The organism is Bradyrhizobium paxllaeri (genome assembly GCF_001693515.2).
Taxonomy (GTDB): domain Bacteria; phylum Pseudomonadota; class Alphaproteobacteria; order Rhizobiales; family Xanthobacteraceae; genus Bradyrhizobium; species Bradyrhizobium paxllaeri.
Genome location: NZ_CP042968.1, coordinates 7,503,059 through 7,520,157 on the forward strand (window position 1 = coordinate 7,503,059; position 17,099 = coordinate 7,520,157).

Consider the following 17,099-nt stretch of genomic DNA (forward strand, 5'->3'; position numbering starts at 1 on the left):
TATTTCGCCTGATGCGCCCCCTCCGAATCTCGTAAAAACCCCGCCCCATGAACATGGGTGTCGCAAAAAACGGCGGCGGCGTTACACTTGGCCGGGCTGCAGGGACAGCGGCCGGAGTTTTCAGATGAATTCATTGAGCGAGGCGCCGAAAGCCGAGGCCATCACGGTCGTGCTGCTCGAGGACGACGCACCGACGCTTTGGCGGCTGCAGGACGCCCTGACCAAGGCCGGATACCAGGTGAAGGCCGCGGGCACGCTGGCGGAAGCCCGCGCCTGTCTCGCGCAAGGCGCGCCAAAGGTGCTGCTGACCGACCTTCAACTACCCGACGGCCATGGCGTCGACCTGATCCGGGAAACCCGGCGGCGCTTTCCCGATACCGAGATCATGGTGATCTCGATCCTCGGCGACGAGGAAAGCGTGATCTCGGCGATCACCGTCGGCGCCACAGGCTATCTGCTCAAGGACGCGTTCCCGACTGATATCGCCGCCACCGTGCGTGACCTCGTTGCCGGGCATTCGCCGATCTCGGCCTCGATCGCACGCTTCATCGTGCGCCGAACCCAGAGCACGCCCGAGCCGCCGCCCGGCCCCGCCCTCAACACCACCAAGCTGACGCCGCGCGAGATCGATATTCTCTGGGGCATCGCCAAGGGCTTCAGCTACGCCGAGATCGCCAGTCATCTCGGCCTGTCGCGCCAGACCGTGCCCGGGCATATCAAGAACATCTATCGCAAGCTCGAAGTCCACACCCGCGGCGAGGCGGTATTCGAGGCGGTCCAGCAGGGCTTGATCAAGCTGTGAACGATCACACCGACGACGCGCAACCGGACCTGCCCGGCCGCGAACGCCGGCGGTTGCAAGCATCCCGTCTCATTCAGTATCTGCTGCTGCAGGCGGTGATCGCCAGCGCTTGCGTCGTGGCGCTGCTGCAGTCGCTGCCGGGACCTCCCGTGCAGTATCGGATGACGGCGTTTCAGCTCACCGACGCCGGCATCGAGCGGGCGGTGACGCTGCCCTATTTCTCGCCGCGCCGGGATGCGATGAACGACCCGCCCCGCTTCAGCGGGCAATTCGTCCGCCCGGCCGGCGAGGCCGCGCAGCCCTGGTCGGTGTTTCTGCCGCGCTTCACCAACGGCGTCGAGGTCACCGTCAACGATGTCGTGATCCTCGATAGCCGGCGCGATCCTGCCGCCAACCGGCCCGACCGCAACACGCCGGCGATTGCGGTGATCCCGGCATCGGTATTGCGCGACGGCGAGAATGTCATCTCGATCCGGCTGTTCATCTGGGGCCCGATCACGGGCTTCCTCGATCGCATCTGGGTCGGCCCGGACCAGTTGCTGCGTCCGAGCTATGATCTCCGAACTTTGGTCTTCGTCACCCTGCCGGTGGTGTTCTCATCCTGGCAGGCGATCCTCGCGGTCATCCTCGGCATCATGTGGGTGATGCGGCGCCATGAGCCGGCCTATGGCGTGCTGGCGGCGGCGATGGCGGTCGGTGTCGGGCAGGCCTTCCTGCAAACGCCGATGGGCGAGACGCCGTTCTCCAGGCTCAACGTGATCCTGATCTCGTCCGCGCCGATCGAAAGCGCGCTGGTGCTGACCTTCGCGTTGTTGTTCTCGGGTTGGAAATGGCAACGCTATGGCTGGATCCTTTTCATTCCCGGCGTGCTGCTGGCGCTGGCCGGCCTGTTCGGCAATCCGGCGATGGTGCGCGCGTTGTTCCTGATTCTCGCGGTGCCGATGGTCGGCATCTCGCTGGTCATCATGGCCGTCGTCACCGCGCGTTCGGCGCTGAAACGGCAGAACGTTGCGGGCCTCCTGCTCGGCTGCGCAGTCACGATCATGCTGACCTGCTGGATCGCAGACCTGCTCTCGGTGTTCCAGATGACGCCGAACCGAATCTTCACGGCGCGGCTGTCCTATTCGGCGATGCTGGTCGCGATCGGCGCCGGCCTGACCTGGCGATTTGCTCGGGCACTGAACCAGGTCGACGGCTTTGCCGGCCGCCTCGTCACCCAGGTGCGTGAGGCGGAGGAGAAGCTGAAGGTGAGTTTCGCCCGCGAGGAGGAGCGCGCCCGCGCAGCAGCCCTGGCGCACGAGCGTACGCGGCTGATGCGCGACCTGCATGACGGCCTCGGCGGCCAGCTCGTCAGCATCGTGGCCTTGAGCGAACGCGGCAACGGCAGCGCGGGTATAGGCGATGCGGCGCGCGCGGCGCTGAAGGATCTCCGCCTCGTCATCGACTCCATGGACGACATCGGCGGCGATCTGATGCTGGCGCTGGGCTCGTGGCGCGAGCGCGCCATGGCGCAACTGCGTCCGCACGACATCGCGCTCGACTGGCGCGCAGTCGCCCCGCAGGGCCTGCCGGTTCACCCCGAATTGCGGCCGTGGCATGTGATCCAGATCGTGCGGCTGCTCGATGAGGCCCTGACCAATGCGGTGAAGCATGCCAATGCGAAGCGTATCACGGTGAGGATCGAGACGCTGGCAGGCGCTGACGGCCTCGAGCGCGGCTGCATCACCGTCGAGGATGACGGCAAGGGTTTTGAGATCACGTCGGATGGCGCAGCGGCAGGCGCGATAAAGGCGGCGCGCGGCCTGCGCAACATGCGAAGCCGCGCGGCGCGCTGTGGCGCGGAGCTGGAACTGAGCTCCTGCGCCCAAGGGACTGATCAAGGGGCTGATCGAGGTACGCGCGTGCGATTGACACTGCCCCACCGCTTTCCCGACAGCGACGGCGCTGCCGGTTAGCTCAAATGTTTTGCCTCAGCGGCGGCCGACCCGGTTGACCGGACCGCCGCGGTTCATCGGCGTACCGGGGCGGACGCCGACGCCGGGAGCACCGACGCCGACAGCGCCGACGCCGACGACCGGTGTCGCAACCACCGCTCTCGCGACCGGGGTCGGCCGCGCCACGCAGCCCTTCGGCACGCCGACCGTCTTGCAATAGACCACCGCGGCCTGGGCCGAAGTTACGCCGCCCAGCGCGAACGAAGCGACCGCCGAGAACGCCGCAAGCGTCAGACCAGCGCTCAGCCAACCTGTCTTCTTCACCATGTGTCATCTCTCCCGAATAGGGCGTGCAGCTCTTTCGCGGTGTGCCGATCGCTCACCGCAGCCGACGCGGGATGTACATGGTCCATCGCAGCGCGCGGCAACATCCCATGAAAAGGGTGTGGGGCTAGAGCGGGCGGCTTGCACGCGATTTTCGACGCCCATGAACATGGCATGGACCGGCGGCGCGACCTCGACGAGTTTTCGCACGCTTTCCAATCCCTCCATTCTCGTCAAAAGGTGATCCATGATGAAATCAATCCATGTCGCAGCCGCGGCGCTGGTCCTGTCGCTCACCGCCGGCTCGCTGGCGCAGGCACAATCCGGACCCACCGCGCAGGAGCAGATGGCCTGCCGTTCGGATGCCGGAAAATTCTGCGCCGAGCATATCGGCAAGCCGCCGCAGATGAACGCCTGCCTGAAGGCGAACAAGGCGAATCTCTCCGAAGCCTGCCGCAAGGTGGTGGAATCGCGCGGCGGTTAGGACGTAACTATTGGTTTGATTTGATGCGCTGATGCGGGGTCTATATCGCGCGATGATTGGGTCCCGGCTCTGCGATGCAGCGTCTCACGCTGCATCGCGTCCGAGACACCGAAAGCTATGCCGTTGCGATTGCTCTGGCTGGATCAATCCTGATCGAATAGCCTGATCCGGGGGCCTTCGATGCGCGCCGGCTCGGCGAACATGTCCCTTCTGCCAGGCTCGCCAAAGAAGCCCCTTGGCTCGCCTTCTTCGCGGATCCTGATCCGTCGCGGTTCGGTTTCTGTCCGTCGTGGCTCAGTCTCTTCCCGAACCCTTTCCTCAACCATATCCAATTCCTGCTGGCGCAGCCGGCGCTTCTCGGCCCAGCGCTGGCGACGCTCGGCGCGCCGCTGTTCGGCGGCAGCGCGCTTGACGTCGGCGTCACGCGCCTTGGCAAAGCTTTCCTGCGTCTGCGGCGCAGCGTTTCTCTCGCTCGTTTGCTCGGCAGGCTTCGAAGCTCGCGGCGCGGATTCTACCGGCTGCACCGGCGCGGCGTTGTTGCTTGCTACATTGTCTACATTGTTGTTGGCCGGCTTCTCTTCCGCAGGAGCATTGTTGACAGGCGGTGATGCGTTGACAGGTGGTGCTGCCGCGGTGGTTTGCGGCTGTGGTTGCTGCGTCTGCGGTCGCGCTTGCTCCTGTACTGGCGAAGGAGCAGGAGCCGGACTCGCGGCGGCCGTCGTCGCCGCGGAATTCGGCACCGGCTCCGCCGGCGCGCTGGCGACAGAAATCGGCTCCGCCGACATCCTGCGTTCCAGCTTGGAAACCGTCTGCGTCGGCGGGCTCACGACATTCGCGGCGAAATACCCACCGCCGAGGCCGGCGGCGACCGCCACGACAACGGTTCCTACCCCGGCAAAATAGGCGGTTGCTGTACGCATCGTCAGTCTCCCTCGTCCCCGCGGGCAACGCGTGGGAAGAGACGATGTTCCTGTGCGACGTCGTGTGTAAGGTGTCTGGGCGTGTAAGGCGTCTGGAACCAGCGGCGGCTTGTGCTCGCCGCTCAGATCATCGCGGCGACTTTATCCAGGCCGATGATGCGGGCGAGCGAGCGGACTTCGCTCTTCTGATCTTCACGCAACTGGAACAGCAACGGCATCGCCGCCGATTTCAATTGCTGGACTTCCGCGGAGTCGGGATCGATCGGCACGCCCGTCGCGTTCGGATTGGCCTGCCGGCCCGCATGAATCTTGCGGGCGACGGCGCGCAGCGCGGTCTCCACTGGCGGCCAATAGGACTCCTGCGACGCTGATAGTTTCAGGCGGTCCTTGATGCCGGCGATCTGGACGTCGCTCAGGAGCGCGTAGCTTTTCTGCGGCTGCGGCTTGGCCGCCGCCTTGGGCTCGGGAGTCTTGGGCTTGGCGGCGGGCGCAGGCACGGTGATCGGCGCGATAGCCTGTGTCGTGGACGGAGCGGAGGGAGCCGCGATCTCCTTGGGCATGCCGAGATCGGCGGGCGACGTCGAGGCATAGGCCCGGCGCAGCGATTCGTTCAGCGCGGCATCCATCGGCTGAGGTTCAAGCGCAGCGGTGGCGTAGCTGACGACCGCGAGGCGATCCTTCTTGCTTTCCTTGTTCGAGACCGGCGCCTGGACGGTGGAAGCCGATGCCAGTTCGAACCGGGGGGCAGGTACGCTGTCGCGGCCAACGATGGCAGTGACGGCGGCGCCGACCACGAGAAAACAGAGCAGCGCGACGATCGTCATGGTTTTTGTCAAAAAGGTCTCCATTCCCGCCGACGTTTGGCCCTTTTGCCGAAAACTGGATGACAAATGAGGCTTTACGATGCCAGCGGGCACGCCGAAGTGATCGAAAAGCTGGGGAGATCGTCCCGAAACGGCCCCGAATCAGGCCGCGGCGGCCAATTCGTAGGCTTCCTGGATGTCGGCAACGATATCGGACGCTTCCCACAGGGCGTCGGGAGCGATCGTCTGCAGGGTGACGGTCCAGTTGCCCTTGCGGTTGCGGGGCATGCGGACGATGTCGAATTCGATGCCGCGGCACAGCGGATGGCGGTCGAGCGCAAAGGTGACCCGCAGCCGAAGCTCATCGAGGGTGGCCAAGGTCTTGGCAGCCAGATAACGATCGAAATCCATTCCGTGCCCCTTCGATTTGCCGACCGGCCGGCCATGGCGGCCGACCGTCCTCTGGGGCTATTGTTGCGGCCGATATGGTTAACGGCGCGTTAAGCCTCGTAATGGCGCGGGACTGAACCCCTTGAGCAGACGGCGGAGCGGAACAGCCCGGCATGGCTGAAGCGATATCCCAGACGACGGCGGCCGCGACCGGACCGTCGGTTCGCGCCGCGCTGGTGGCGGCGATCGCGATTTCGGCCTTCACGCTGGCGGTCGCGATCTTCGAACTGTCGATGGCGGACTGGCCGTCCGGCTTCGTCCTGCTCGTGGTCGTGCCGCTGGTGGCGCTATTATTCTTCGGCTGCATCGTGTGGTCGGCGACGCTGCTCGTGAAGATCCGAGTTGGCGGCACGAAGTTCGCCCTCCCCTTCCTGATCTGCGCGCTGACGCTCGCCATTCTCGCCTACGCACCGCTGCACCAGATCGCGCTGCAACAGAACTTCTACTGGCACCGCGAAAACCGCGAGCGGATCGTGGCACGGGTCGAAGCCGGCGAGCTGAAGCCCAACGTCTCCTACAACAAGAGCCTGATCGCGCTTGGCGACCGCGGACCCAATGTGTCCGTCGGCAACGACATCGTCGTCGACGAGACGGATCAGGGCACCTATGTGCTGTTTCTGACCTCGCGCGGCCTGAAGCACTATTTCACCGGCTTCTTGCATGTGCGGCCGGGCGGCGATCCCAAGAACTTCTTCGAGTTCAAGCACAAGCCGCCGACCCAGCTCGTCCGCTACGGCGAGCGCTGGTATTTCGTGGCGAATTAGGTGGCACTCAAACCAGTTCCATGTGCAGATGCCGTCCAACGGCCTGCGCCGCCCGCGCCAGGGTACCGAGGGTCACGGACTCGTTTTCGGGATCCAGCAACCGATCGAGTTGAGCACGGCTTGTCTTCATCCGACTGGCAAGCTGGGTCTTGGTGATTTCCTCTCGCCGCATCAGTTCGTCAAGTTGCCGCACCAGCACACGCTTGATTGCCCGCGCGGTAACGCCTTCGTAAATTCCATCTTGCTTCAGGAAATCATCGAAAGACGATCCAATCTTGCCCTTCTTACGATGCGCTTTCTTCATGCGATCTCCTTCTTTCGTTTGACCGCCAATTCGAGATCACCGGCAGGCGTCTTCTGTGTTTTCTTGATGAAGGCATGCAGCAATATCATTCTGCCTTCATGTTCACAGCCATGCGAACTCGACATCCTTGATGTCCTCGCCGACAATCTTGCGATCATCGGCGGACAAGCTCCTGAGCCATTCGCGAACCGGCTCACGGCCGGAAGGCGCGGCGTAGAAAAAGGCAGGCAATCGCTTCATTGGCCAAATTCCACGTACCATTTATGGTACGTCAAAGCAAGGCAATTCCAACTCGCACCTTCCAGTCCGGAAAGGCACGGCCTGAACTATTGATTCGTTTGCGCTGCTAGTTGCGGCCTTGCGCCGGCGACGGTGCCGGTGCCGAGCGCGATGCCGCCGATGATCAGCGCCATCGCCAGAAACAGCGAAGGCTCCAGCGGCTCGTTCAGGATCGCGACAGTGCTGACGATGCCGAGCAACGGCGTCGCCAACAGGCACAGCGAGGTGGTGACGGCCGGCAGGCTGCGGTTCACCATGGTCATCGCCCAGTTGGCGAATGCCGTGCAGACGATTCCGCTATAAAGCATCAGCGCCGCAAGCCGCCCCGTCCATGCGATACGCGGCGGTCCTTCCGCGAACCAGGCGATGAGCGAGAGCAGCACCGCTGCCACCAGCACCTGCCAGAACACGAGCTGAAAGGGTGTCGAGATCCACTGGTGCGCCCGGACGTAAACGATGTTACCGGCCCAGCAGAACGCCGCGAGCAGAATGAGACCGCTGCCGAACAGCGCCTGACGGTCGCTCCAGTTCAGCGTCTGCGGATTGAAGATGACGGCAAGCCCCGCTAGGCCGAAGACGATCCCGAGCGCGCGCTGACGCGTGATAGGTTCGGACAGAAGCATGGCAGCGCCGATCGCGACCCAGATCGGCGTCGTATAGCCGAGCACGATCGCCCTGCCCGCCGGCACGAATTGCAGCCCGGCCGCGACCAGCGCCGAAAACGCCACCAGATGCAGGATCGAGGTGCAGAACACCACCGGCAGGTCGCCGCGCTTCGGCACGATGAACATCCCTTGCGCCCACAACATCGGCGCCAGCGTGGCCGCCGCAATCAGGCAGCGGACCGCCGTCGCCCATAGCGGCGGTACGTCGTGCACGATCAGCTTCGTCACCGGCCAGTTGGTCCCCCACGCCAGCACGACGCCACCGAGCAGCACCGCCGCATTGCGGGTTGAAAGTCCACTGGCCATCTCGCACATGCCCCGTCATCAGCCGATCTCCATTTGCTTAGCCTTTCAACTGGCTCTAATAAAAGAGCCAGTCTTGGCAATTTACTAGATCCAGTCATGGATGACCTGCTGCCTGGAATGCTGCATCTGGCGCGCGACGGCGGCGAGACGCTGACACGCCAGCTCACCGACCAGTTGCGACGCCTCATCGCTGACGGGCGGCTGGCGCCCGGCCAGCGCCTGCCGTCGAGCCGGCAGCTGGCGCAATCGCTCGCGCTTTCGCGCAACACCGTCTCGTTCGCGATCGAGCAATTGGCCGCGGAAGGCTATCTCTCGCTCTCCGCCGGACGCCGTCCGATCGTCGCCGAAGGCCTGTCGCTCGATCGCCGCAAGGCTTTGCCGCGGAGCAATCGCGCGCGCGGCGTGCGGATCGCGCTGTCGTCCTGGGCGCGCAGCCTGCAAAGGGCGAACTGGCCGCCTGTCCATGACGGACGGCCGCGGCCGTTTCAGCCGGGACTGGCTGACGAGCGCGAGTTTCCACACGATGAGTGGAGCCGCTGCCTGCGGCGCGCGGCACGAAATGCGCCGTTGCGCCGCGACCGCCCGATTAATCATCCGCCGCTGCAGGAGGCGCTGCTCGGGCACCTCGTGGTTCATCGCGGGATCAAGGCAAAGCCCGCGCAGATCCTGATCGTGCCGACGGCGCAGGCCGGCCTGACGCTGGTGGCCAACGCGCTGCTCGAACCGGGCGATCATGCCTGGATCGAAAGCCCCGGCTATGGCGGCGCACACGTCGCATTATCCGCAGCCGGCGCCACCGTCTCGGCGATACCGCTCGACGCGCAGGGCATGGCCATCGCCGCGCCCAAGGAAGCGCTCAAGGATGCGCCGCGGCTGATTTTCGTCACGCCGTCGCACCAGTACCCGACCGGACGGCTGATGCCGATCGGCCGCCGCCTCGAACTGCTTCGCTACGCCGACACTGCCGACGCCTGCATCATCGAGGACGACTATGACGGCGAGTTTCACTACGAGGCGCGCCCGGTGGCTGCGCTGCAGGGGCTCGCGCCATCGCCGCGCGTGTTCTATCTCGGCACCTTCTCGAAAGCGACCTATGCGGACATCCGCTTTGGCTATGTCATCGTGACCGAGACGCACATCGAAACGTTCGAGCGCGCGCAGCGCCACATGGGCATGCTGACATCGATCACGATGCAGGATGCGCTGGCCGAATTCATCGCAGCGGGCGCCTATCTCGGCCACATCAGAAGGATGACGCGCCTCTACAGGGGCCGCCGCGACCGCATCCTGCAGGCGCTTGCCGCCGAAGCCGGCGACCGTCTCGCCGTTGAGGCCCCGGCGGGCGGCATGCAATTGCTGGCACGATGCCGTCCGCAAACCAGCGACCGGCAATTATCGGGACGGCTGCTCGAAGCAGGCGTTGTCAGTCGGCCGCTGTCGAGCATGCTGTATCATCGGACCGGCGAGCAGGGCCTGTTTCTCGGCTTCGCGGCCTGGAACGAGAAAGAGATCGATCAGGCCGCTCGTATCCTGGGACGGATCGTGCGCTGAGATTTGTGGTCAACCGGTAATGGCTGACAACCTCCCACCGAGGCCTTACTGAACGCTGTGTTTAAAACACAGTTTCAAACACAGCCACTGTCATCCAAAGATGTCTGAGAGTCTAAAAGCGAACCGACACCTTAAGGCCCATAGCTATCTTGATGGTACGCAACTGGGGATGCAGAACCGTGTTTGAAGTGTTGATTACCAAACGAAGTCTGACAAGGTGGGAATGGCGGGTTTGTGACCGCGACGGGGCGACGATTATGCGCGGGGTTGAAACCACGCGACCTGCGGCCAACTACAGGGGTAACCGGGCACTATTTCTCCTGTTATCTACCCGCTGGATATGGTGATCGCTCTAGTCGCGCACGCTCTAGCCCGCCGCCCGCCGGGGCATCGCATCCGAGGCGATTTCGGCCGGCGCAGGCACCTGCATCAGAATCGTCTGGCCGCCTGGCGCGATTTCAATGCCGCGTTCCTGGAAGCGTCGCTTCATGCGGCGGTTGAATTCGCGCTGCACCGGCCAGCGGCCGGCGTCGGTGCAGCGAATCTGGCCGACGATCGACGCCATCGAACCGTCGACCTTGTCGACGCCCCACAATTCGAGATCGCCGCGGATCAAATGCCGGTATTCGGGCTCGCTGCGCATCTCGGCGACGATTTCCTTGAGAATCTCGCCGGCGCGGTCGGTGTCCTCCTTGTAGGAAACGTTGACGCTGACGGCCGCATTGCCGGCGCCGCGGCTTGAATTGGTGATCGTCGTCACCGCACTGAACGGCACGATATGCACCGAGCCGTCGCCGGCGCGCAGGCGCAAGGTGCGGATCGATACGTTCTCCACCACGCCCGACAGGCCCGAGAGCGTGACGTTATCGCCGACCTGCACGGTGTTCTCGAGCAGCAGGAACAGCCCGGTGATGAGGTCCTGCACCAGTTTCTGCGAGCCGAAGCCGATGGCGATACCGACGATGCCGGCGCCGGCAAGCAGCGGCGCGACATTGACGCCGATTTCGCTGAGCGCGGTCAGGCCTACGACGGTGACGATCAGGCCGAGCAGCGCCGTTCGCAGCATCGGCTGGAAGGTGCGTAAGCGTGCAGCGCGCACGTAATGGCCGTCGCGCGAGAGCGCACTGATCTGGTGATCCATCAGCGCGTTGCTGATCTCCCAGATCGCGGCTGCAGCCAGTGCGGCGATGCCGATCGTCACCACCGCCGACAACAGCCGGCTGCCGATCTGCCCGCCGTAGAACCAGACGATGGCGTCGACGCCCCAGACTTCCAGCAGCGCGACAAGGCCAATGAAGGCGATCGCCGCCGAGATGATGTTACGCAACAGCGGCAGATAGCGGTTGGCGCGGGCCTCCAGGCCCGGGAAGCGCTGCAACAGATCCGGGCTGATGCGGAAGCCGCGATCGATCAGACTCAGCACCAGCATGGTGGCGAGACGCACGATCAACGCAACCGCGACGGTACCGACGAAATACTGCAACAACAGCGCATAGCCGTTGCGGATGTTAAGCGCCCACACCGCCCACAGCGCGAGGTCGAGGGCGATCGCAAGATAGTGCCACAGGCCGGCGACGCGGTTGCGCGCCCTCGCCGCAACGCCCTCGCGACCGGCCGGCGCGCGAATGGCGTCGGCGACCGGCTTCCGGCATTGCAGGATGATGACGACGATAAAGAGGTGCACCACCAGCATCACCAGGCGCAGCAGGGCGGCGTAGCCGGCGCGGTGCAGGCCCAGCAGCAGCGCTACATTGGCGAACGCAATGCCGGAGACGCCGATGGCGACGATGCGCCGTGCCCAGATCTCGACATAAGCGGCGGTCTCGGCGCGAACGCGAAACAGGGCGAACGGTCCGGCCAACGCCCGCACCACACAAATCAGCACACGCGACAGCGCATAGGCATTAACCACCGCAAGGATCACCAGGCGAGGGGTCGGGAGATCGCCGATCTCCGTGCCCAGGAGCATCGTGGCGATGCCGAGAAAGACGAGCACCGGCAGCAGTTCGAGCATGAGACGCCCCAGCACGAAGGGTAGCCTGACCACGGACTGCCAGGCGCGCGCCAGGCCGAGGCGCCGCCGCTGCAACTCGGGCGCAGGCGTGACATCGGCCACCGACGAAGGCGGATCAGCGATCGCCAGCGTCTGCGCCGGCGCGCGCGCCGCTTGCGGCAGCCGCGCTTCCAGAAGCGCCACCGGCCGCTTAATCAGGCGGAAAGCCAGCCATTCGGCGGCAAAAGCGCAGAGGAACACCAGCGCCAGCTTCCACGCGATATCGAACAACTGATGATAGGCTGACGGATCCTGTGCGGTGCGAAGGAACCACCAGTAGAAAGCCCGATAGTGCGTCAGCATGTGCGCGATGTCGACGACCTCGCGCGAGATCGCGCGAACCTGTTCGGACACCATCAGCAGGAGCTGCGCGCCCAGACTGTCCGCTTCCAGCGGAACGGCGGATTTGTTTTCGGGCGCGCCTTGCGGTTGCTGCGGAGCATTGGCGACGGCACGCAGTGTCTCGATCATCTCGGCGCGCTTCTTGTCGTCGGAAAGCGTTTCGAGCGCGCGCTTCGCCTGATCGGGCGTCAGGGCGCCGGCTTTGTCGGCGGCGGCGGAAGCCGGCGGAGCGGCGGTCTGGGCGAAGGCCGGGAGAGAAAACAGCGCGCAGGCGAGGAGGATCGACGGCAGGAGCTTGTGCGACACGAAGACCTCTTTGGAAAAAATGCGCCCGGCGGCGAAACCGGAACCGGCCTCGCCTTCGCGCGCGCGTCATGTCGGATCGCTCGTTTTCGCCGCGACCTTGTGTCGGAAGTTTGCCACTGCGGCGGTTTTCTCTTGGCATTTCGCCCTGGCGGCGCACTTGCCAGAGTTCCGCAACTGCTGCGAATTGATTGAAGGCGCGATGCCTTCGCCCTAGCCAAGTCGTATGTGGGCCGAGGCTTCGCGATACTCAGCGACCGTGCGCGCAATCATCTCGTCGGCATCGAGCAATTCGCCGACGCCGGACACGGCATGCCCCGCGCTCCAGATGTCCTTCCAGCGCTTCGGGCGATTTTCGCGCGCGCCGATGTCGATATCCTCAGCAATATCGATCGCGCCACGCTGCGGCAGATTATCGGGATCGAGACCGGCGGCCTCGATCGACGGGCGCAGCATGTTGGTCTGCAGTCCCGTGAACGCCGTGGTCAGCAGCACGTCGTCGGCGCTGCTGGTGACGAGCATGTGCTTGTATCTCTCATCCGCCATGCTCTCGCGGGTGGCGATGAACTTTGTGCCCATATAGGCGAGATCGCAACCGAGCGCCTCAGCGGCGCGCAAGGCGTGGCCGTCGGCGATGCCACCCGCCAGCACCAGCGGCCCATCGAAGAAGGCGCGCACCGCGCGCACGAACACGAAGGGATTGAGCCACCCGGTCTGCCCGCCGGCGCCGGCCGTCAGCAGCACCAGCCCGTCCGCGCCGGCGGCGACCGCGCGCTCAGCATGGCGGATGGAGGCGACATCGGCAAACACCAGCGCACCGGCCTCATGCAGCTGCCCGATCACCGGCGCCGGCGAGCCGACCGAGGTGATCGCCATTTCGGGCCGGTGCCGCAGCAGCACTTGCAGATCCTGCTCCAGCCGCGCATTGGAGCGGTGCACGATCAAATTCGCACAGACCGGCGCGGCAGGTTTGCCGCTGGCATCCGAATACGCCTTCAGCCGGCTGTCGATGCCCGTCAGCCATTCATCGAGCTGTTCGGGACTGCGGCAGTTCACCGTCGGAAACGCGCCGATCACGCCGTTGCGGCAGGCGGCTACCACCAGCTCGACACCGGAGACGAGAAACATCGGCGCCGCGATCAGCGGCAGGCTGAGGCGGTCGCAAAAGCGCGAGAGCGGATCGGCGGATGGCAAGGCGTTCTTCCCGGCTTGAGCAGCGTGATCGTTGTGCTAGCGTTGTGCCAACATTGGCACGACCGAAGGCCAATTACAAAACAGCGGGAGGAAGAAGATGGGCAATCCGCTCTATGCGTTTCCGGCGGCATGCGAGCAGACCTTGCGGGCGCTGGCGCGCTATCCCGAACGCACCGCGTTCAGTTGGCCGGGTGGATCGATCACCTATCGCGGCGCGACCGACATGATCGGGCGCATGCAGGCCGTGTTCATGCAGCTTGGCTTTGCGCCTGGCACCCGCGTCGCCTTTCTCACCGCTAACCGCGCCGACACCTGGTGCGCCGGCTGCGCCGCGCAATTGTCGCGGCTCGCGATCACCTGGCTGCATCCGCTGGGCTCGCTGGATGACCAGCTATTTCAACTGGAAGACTCCGAGGCGCAGATGCTGGTGGTGGACGGCGTGACGTTCCGCGACCGCGGTGGCGAACTCGCCGCCAGGGCGTCGGGCCTGAAGACCGTGTTCACGCTCGGCCCTGCCAGCTACGGCGCCGACCTCTTGCAGGCGATCGAGGCCGCCGGCAGCGCCACGGCGCGGAGCTTCGCCCAGACCGACGATATCGCGACCCTCAATTACACCGGCGGTACGACCGGTAAATCCAAGGGCGCGCTGCGCCATCATCGCGAGTATGGCAGTTGGGCCAATGCGATACTTGCGGACTTCGAAATCCCGGAGACGCCGCATTATCTCACCGTCGCCCCGATCAGCCATGTCGCGGGCACCAAGGTGCTGCCGACGCTGATGCGCGGTGGCACCGTGCACATGCTGAAAGGTTTTGATCCCGAGGCGGTGTTCAAGACCATCGAGCGCGAGAAGATCAACTTCACCCTGTTCGTGCCGACGATGATCTACGTGATGCTGGATCATCCCGCACTCGACAAGACCGACCTCTCCTCGCTCGAACTGCTGCTGTATGGCGCCTCCGCAATGTCGCCGAGCCGACTGGTCGAGGGCATCGAGCGGATCGGGCCGGTGTTCTCGCAGCTCTACGGCCAGACCGAATGCTATCCGGTGTCGGTGCTGCGCAAGAAAGACCACGATCCGAGGACGCCGGAGCTGTTTCTATCGTGCGGATTCCCGATCGCGGCCTGCCAGGTGAAGATCCTCGACCATGACGACCAGGAAGTCGTCACCGGCGAAGCCGGCGAGATCTGCGTGCGCGGCACGCATGTGATGGCCGAATACTGGAAACGGCCGGACACCACGGCCGAGACGCTGAAGAACGGCTGGCTGCACACCGGCGACATCGCGCGCGTCGACGAGCGCGGCTACATGTTCATCCTCGACCGCAAGAAGGACATGATCGTCTCCGGCGGCTTCAACATCTTTCCGCGCGAGGTCGAGGATGTGCTGTCGCAGCACGCCGACGTCGCGATGGTCGCCGTTGTCGGCGTGCCCGACGACAAATGGGGCGAGGCCGTCACCGCCGTGATCGTCGCCCGCGAAGGCGCGCGGCCGAACGCGGACGAGCTGATCAACCTCGTCAAGGCAAAGAAAGGTTCGGCGCATGCGCCCAAGCACATCAAGTTCGTTAACGAGCTGCCGATGACCGGCGTCGGCAAGGTCGACAAGAAGGTGCTGAAGGCCGGCTTCTGGACCGGCCGGGAGCGGATGGTGGGGTAGCGGCTGCTCCCTCCCCGCTCGTTCGGGGAGAGGTTAAGGATCGTTCGCGCTGGCGTCACGTCGCGTTGGTGTTCAGCCGGCCATGCGCCTTTCGGTGATCGCTTTCGACTTGTCGAAATTGTTCGGCACTTCGATGTCGACTTCCAGCGTCGAGACGGTCTTGCCCCGATCCAGCTTGACGATCACCTTGTCCGGATCGAGCGCCACGTGTTTCGATATCACGGCGAGAATCTCCTCCCGCAGCGTAACCAGCAGATCGGACTGGCCGAGCAGCCCGCGCTCATGCGCCAGCAGAATCTGCAGCCGCTCCCGCGCAACGGGGGCGGACGCATTACGGCCGCCAAACAGCCGCAGCAGCCTCATGCTCATGCAGCCCTCCGTCCCAGCAGCCGGTTCATGAAGCCCCTGCGCTCGGCCGGCACGACCATGGCGACTTGCTCGCCCATCAGGCGACGCGAGGCGTCGATATAGGCGCGGGCCGGCGCGCTGTCGGCATCGTTCAGGGTCACCGGCGTGCCGACGTTGGACGCTTTAAGCACGTCCTGGCTCTCTGGGATGATGCCGAGCAGCGGAGTCGCAAGGATTTCCAGGATGTCGTCGATATTGAGCATCTCGCCGCGCGCGGCGCGCGCCGGGTCGTAGCGGGTGATCAGTACGTGCTTCTCCACCCGCTCGCCGCGCTCCGCCCGCACCGTCTTCGAATCGAGCATGCCGATGATACGATCGGAATCGCGCACCGAGGAAACCTCGGGATTGGTGACGATGACGGCTTCGTCGGCATAGCGCATGGCGAGAGTCGCGCCGCGCTCGATGCCGGCCGGGCTGTCGCACAGGATCCAGTCGAACCGGCTCCTTAGCTCGCCGATGACGCGACCCACGCCCTCGTCGGTCAGCGCGTCCTTGTCGCGGGTCTGGGAAGCCGGCAGCAGCCAGAGATTTTCCAGCCGCTTGTCGCGGATTAGGGCCTGCGGCAGCTTGGCGACGCCCTGCACCACGTTGATGAGGTCGAACACCACGCGGCGTTCGGCGCCCATCACCAGATCGAGGTTGCGCAGGCCGACGTCGAAATCGACCACCACGACGCTTTGTCCGCCTTGCGCAAGCGCCGCGCCGAGTGCGGCGGTCGAGGTGGTTTTTCCAACGCCTCCCTTGCCTGAGGTAACGACCAGGACCTTGGCCATACTTGATCTCCTTAGAGCCGGTTAATTCAGCGGGGTAATTTTCATGGTGTCGCCTTCCAGCCAGGCCTGCGCCGGACGGTTGCGAAGCGAGTCGTCGATTTCTTCTGCAGTCTGGTAGTAGCCGTCGATCGCCAGCAGCTCGGCCTCGATCCTCTGGCAGTAGATTCGCGCGTTGGAATTGCCGTTGACGCCCGCCATCGCGCGACCGCGGAGCGTTCCGTAAACGTGGATCGATCCGCCGGCGACGATCTCCGCGCCCGACCCGACCGAACCCAACACCGTCACATCGCCTTCCATGAAGACGATGGACTGGCCCGAGCGCACCGGGGTTTCGAGCAGGAGCGAGGTCGGTTTCGGCTTCTCGGGCTCCGACTTCTGCGCCGGCTCGTTTCGTGTGATAACGCAGGCGCGGCCGCCAGTCAGCAAGGGCGGCATGTTCGCCGCCAGGCGCTCCTCCTCGACGCCCTCGATGCCGAGAACACGGATGTTGCGCTCGCCGAGGCTGCCGAGCAGATGAGCGATGGCGGCGCTGCTGAGATCGACGGCGGAGAGATCGAGCACGATCGGCTTGCCGACGAAGTAGCCGGGCGAGCGCGCCAGCGTGGCGTCGATCTCGCCGAGCCAGTCCACGATCGGCACGACGGGGCTGAATACGAAAGCGACATACGAACGGCCGCGCAGCCGGACCAGTTGACGCGTGGTATCCGCTCGGACGTCCATGATGTTCGACTCGCCTTTCTTAGTGAATGGTTAAGAATCGACGAACTTGGTTAACGAGTA

Annotated in this window: 19 protein-coding genes; 6 read left to right on the forward strand and 13 right to left on the reverse strand. The window is 64.7% G+C overall.

Annotation, left to right across the window (positions count from 1 at the left end):
• The first annotated feature begins 124 nt into the window (after positions 1 to 124).
• Together LMTR21_RS35880 and LMTR21_RS35885 are read left to right on the forward strand one after the other, a co-directional pair.
• Positions 125 to 802: a response regulator gene (locus LMTR21_RS35880; protein WP_065752182.1), complete on the forward strand. Its 678-nt coding sequence runs from the start codon at positions 125 to 127 to the stop codon at positions 800 to 802.
• Complete coding sequence (locus tag LMTR21_RS35885; protein ID WP_246174929.1) at positions 799 to 2,757, forward strand: sensor histidine kinase; 1,959 nt, start codon at positions 799 to 801, stop codon at positions 2,755 to 2,757. Before LMTR21_RS35880 ends, LMTR21_RS35885 begins: the two co-directional genes overlap by 4 nt.
• 15 nt (positions 2,758 to 2,772) lie before the next feature.
• Here the strand turns inward: LMTR21_RS35885 and LMTR21_RS35890 are convergent, their stop codons facing one another.
• Positions 2,773 to 3,063 carry a hypothetical protein gene (locus LMTR21_RS35890; RefSeq protein WP_065752183.1) on the reverse strand — a complete coding sequence of 97 codons (291 nt, stop codon included), beginning with the start codon at positions 3,061 to 3,063 and terminating at the stop codon, positions 2,773 to 2,775.
• Between the two features lie 244 nt (positions 3,064 to 3,307).
• Here LMTR21_RS35890 and LMTR21_RS35895 point away from each other — a divergent pair, with 244 nt between their 5' ends.
• Positions 3,308 to 3,544 carry a cysteine rich repeat-containing protein gene (locus LMTR21_RS35895; protein WP_246174931.1) on the forward strand — a complete coding sequence of 79 codons (237 nt, stop codon included), beginning with the start codon at positions 3,308 to 3,310 and terminating at the stop codon, positions 3,542 to 3,544.
• A 143-nt stretch (positions 3,545 to 3,687) separates the two neighbouring features.
• Here LMTR21_RS35895 and LMTR21_RS35900 read toward each other — a convergent pair whose 3' ends face one another.
• From LMTR21_RS35900 to LMTR21_RS35910, 3 genes are all read right to left on the reverse strand, one after another.
• On the reverse strand, positions 3,688 to 4,464 hold the full coding sequence (locus LMTR21_RS35900; RefSeq protein WP_065752184.1) for a hypothetical protein: 777 nt from the start codon (positions 4,462 to 4,464) through the stop codon (positions 3,688 to 3,690).
• Between the two features lie 122 nt (positions 4,465 to 4,586).
• On the reverse strand, positions 4,587 to 5,300 hold the full coding sequence (locus LMTR21_RS35905; RefSeq protein ID WP_065752314.1) for a hypothetical protein: 714 nt from the start codon (positions 5,298 to 5,300) through the stop codon (positions 4,587 to 4,589).
• Between the two features lie 129 nt (positions 5,301 to 5,429).
• Entirely contained in the window at positions 5,430 to 5,678 is a 249-nt protein-coding gene (locus LMTR21_RS35910; RefSeq protein WP_065752185.1) for a hypothetical protein, read from the reverse strand.
• 152 nt (positions 5,679 to 5,830) lie between these two features.
• Here LMTR21_RS35910 and LMTR21_RS35915 point away from each other — a divergent pair, with 152 nt between their 5' ends.
• Positions 5,831 to 6,481 (forward strand): hypothetical protein, encoded by a 651-nt coding sequence (locus tag LMTR21_RS35915; protein WP_065752186.1) that lies wholly within the window; start codon positions 5,831 to 5,833, stop codon positions 6,479 to 6,481.
• Positions 6,482 to 6,488: 7 nt separating this feature from the next.
• Here LMTR21_RS35915 and LMTR21_RS35920 read toward each other — a convergent pair whose 3' ends face one another.
• The 4 genes from LMTR21_RS35920 to LMTR21_RS35930 form a co-directional block, all read right to left on the reverse strand.
• A complete protein-coding gene (locus tag LMTR21_RS35920) occupies positions 6,489 to 6,785 on the reverse strand; it encodes a helix-turn-helix domain-containing protein (RefSeq protein ID WP_065752187.1) in 297 nt (98 codons plus the stop codon).
• Positions 6,782 to 6,943 (reverse strand): type II toxin-antitoxin system RelE/ParE family toxin, encoded by a 162-nt coding sequence (locus LMTR21_RS35925; RefSeq protein WP_347339147.1) that lies wholly within the window; start codon positions 6,941 to 6,943, stop codon positions 6,782 to 6,784. Before LMTR21_RS35925 ends, LMTR21_RS35920 begins: the two co-directional genes overlap by 4 nt.
• The gene (locus LMTR21_RS41665) at positions 6,888 to 7,025 is read right to left on the reverse strand and encodes a hypothetical protein (RefSeq protein ID WP_347339188.1); all 138 of its coding nucleotides are present in this window, start codon (positions 7,023 to 7,025) and stop codon (positions 6,888 to 6,890) included. Before LMTR21_RS41665 ends, LMTR21_RS35925 begins: the two co-directional genes overlap by 56 nt.
• Positions 7,026 to 7,111: 86 nt before the next feature.
• Positions 7,112 to 8,044, reverse strand: coding sequence for a DMT family transporter (locus tag LMTR21_RS35930; protein ID WP_141688233.1), 933 nt, complete (start codon positions 8,042 to 8,044; stop codon positions 7,112 to 7,114).
• A gap of 87 nt (positions 8,045 to 8,131) precedes the next feature.
• Here LMTR21_RS35930 and pdxR point away from each other — a divergent pair, with 87 nt between their 5' ends.
• Positions 8,132 to 9,586, forward strand: a complete 1,455-nt coding sequence (pdxR, locus tag LMTR21_RS35935; RefSeq protein WP_065752188.1) for a MocR-like pyridoxine biosynthesis transcription factor PdxR — start codon at positions 8,132 to 8,134, stop codon at positions 9,584 to 9,586.
• Positions 9,587 to 9,953: 367 nt separating this feature from the next.
• On the opposite strand, the gene LMTR21_RS35940 is transcribed toward pdxR, so the two are convergent.
• Both LMTR21_RS35940 and LMTR21_RS35945 read right to left on the reverse strand, forming a co-directional pair.
• Positions 9,954 to 12,287, reverse strand: coding sequence for a mechanosensitive ion channel domain-containing protein (locus tag LMTR21_RS35940; protein ID WP_065752189.1), 2,334 nt, complete (start codon positions 12,285 to 12,287; stop codon positions 9,954 to 9,956).
• Between the two features lie 210 nt (positions 12,288 to 12,497).
• Positions 12,498 to 13,478, reverse strand: a complete 981-nt coding sequence (locus LMTR21_RS35945; RefSeq protein ID WP_148636041.1) for an NAD(P)H-dependent flavin oxidoreductase — start codon at positions 13,476 to 13,478, stop codon at positions 12,498 to 12,500.
• Between the two features lie 97 nt (positions 13,479 to 13,575).
• On the opposite strand from LMTR21_RS35945, the gene LMTR21_RS35950 reads away from it, so the two are divergent.
• Positions 13,576 to 15,138: an AMP-binding protein gene (locus tag LMTR21_RS35950; RefSeq protein ID WP_065752192.1), complete on the forward strand. Its 1,563-nt coding sequence runs from the start codon at positions 13,576 to 13,578 to the stop codon at positions 15,136 to 15,138.
• 72 nt (positions 15,139 to 15,210) lie between these two features.
• Here the strand turns inward: LMTR21_RS35950 and minE are convergent, their stop codons facing one another.
• From minE to minC, 3 genes are read right to left on the reverse strand one after another with little or no spacing between them, the layout of a single operon-like run.
• Positions 15,211 to 15,507 carry a cell division topological specificity factor MinE gene (gene minE / locus LMTR21_RS35955; RefSeq protein WP_187399268.1) on the reverse strand — a complete coding sequence of 99 codons (297 nt, stop codon included), beginning with the start codon at positions 15,505 to 15,507 and terminating at the stop codon, positions 15,211 to 15,213.
• On the reverse strand, positions 15,504 to 16,319 hold the full coding sequence (minD, locus tag LMTR21_RS35960; protein WP_065752193.1) for a septum site-determining protein MinD: 816 nt from the start codon (positions 16,317 to 16,319) through the stop codon (positions 15,504 to 15,506). The genes minE and minD overlap by 4 nt, the downstream gene beginning before the upstream one ends.
• 21 nt (positions 16,320 to 16,340) lie before the next feature.
• Complete coding sequence (gene minC / locus LMTR21_RS35965) at positions 16,341 to 17,039, reverse strand: septum site-determining protein MinC (RefSeq protein ID WP_057835039.1); 699 nt, start codon at positions 17,037 to 17,039, stop codon at positions 16,341 to 16,343.
• Positions 17,040 to 17,099: the final 60 nt, after the last annotated feature.

Coding starts and splice junctions, on each gene's coding strand:
- pdxR (WP_065752188.1), top strand. CDS start 8,132: ATGGATGACCTGCTGCCTGGAATGCTGCATCTGGCGCGCGACGGCGGC.
- minD (WP_065752193.1), bottom strand. CDS start 16,319: ATGGCCAAGGTCCTGGTCGTTACCTCAGGCAAGGGAGGCGTTGGAAAA.
- LMTR21_RS35895 (WP_246174931.1), top strand. CDS start 3,308: ATGATGAAATCAATCCATGTCGCAGCCGCGGCGCTGGTCCTGTCGCTC.
- LMTR21_RS35900 (WP_065752184.1), bottom strand. CDS start 4,464: ATGCGTACAGCAACCGCCTATTTTGCCGGGGTAGGAACCGTTGTCGTG.
- LMTR21_RS35930 (WP_141688233.1), bottom strand. CDS start 8,044: ATGTGCGAGATGGCCAGTGGACTTTCAACCCGCAATGCGGCGGTGCTG.
- minC (WP_057835039.1), bottom strand. CDS start 17,039: ATGGACGTCCGAGCGGATACCACGCGTCAACTGGTCCGGCTGCGCGGC.
- LMTR21_RS35880 (WP_065752182.1), top strand. CDS start 125: ATGAATTCATTGAGCGAGGCGCCGAAAGCCGAGGCCATCACGGTCGTG.
- LMTR21_RS35890 (WP_065752183.1), bottom strand. CDS start 3,063: ATGGTGAAGAAGACAGGTTGGCTGAGCGCTGGTCTGACGCTTGCGGCG.
- LMTR21_RS35950 (WP_065752192.1), top strand. CDS start 13,576: ATGGGCAATCCGCTCTATGCGTTTCCGGCGGCATGCGAGCAGACCTTG.
- LMTR21_RS35915 (WP_065752186.1), top strand. CDS start 5,831: ATGGCTGAAGCGATATCCCAGACGACGGCGGCCGCGACCGGACCGTCG.
- LMTR21_RS41665 (WP_347339188.1), bottom strand. CDS start 7,025: ATGAAGCGATTGCCTGCCTTTTTCTACGCCGCGCCTTCCGGCCGTGAG.
- LMTR21_RS35910 (WP_065752185.1), bottom strand. CDS start 5,678: ATGGATTTCGATCGTTATCTGGCTGCCAAGACCTTGGCCACCCTCGAT.
- LMTR21_RS35920 (WP_065752187.1), bottom strand. CDS start 6,785: ATGAAGAAAGCGCATCGTAAGAAGGGCAAGATTGGATCGTCTTTCGAT.
- LMTR21_RS35925 (WP_347339147.1), bottom strand. CDS start 6,943: ATGATCGCAAGATTGTCGGCGAGGACATCAAGGATGTCGAGTTCGCAT.
- minE (WP_187399268.1), bottom strand. CDS start 15,507: ATGAGCATGAGGCTGCTGCGGCTGTTTGGCGGCCGTAATGCGTCCGCC.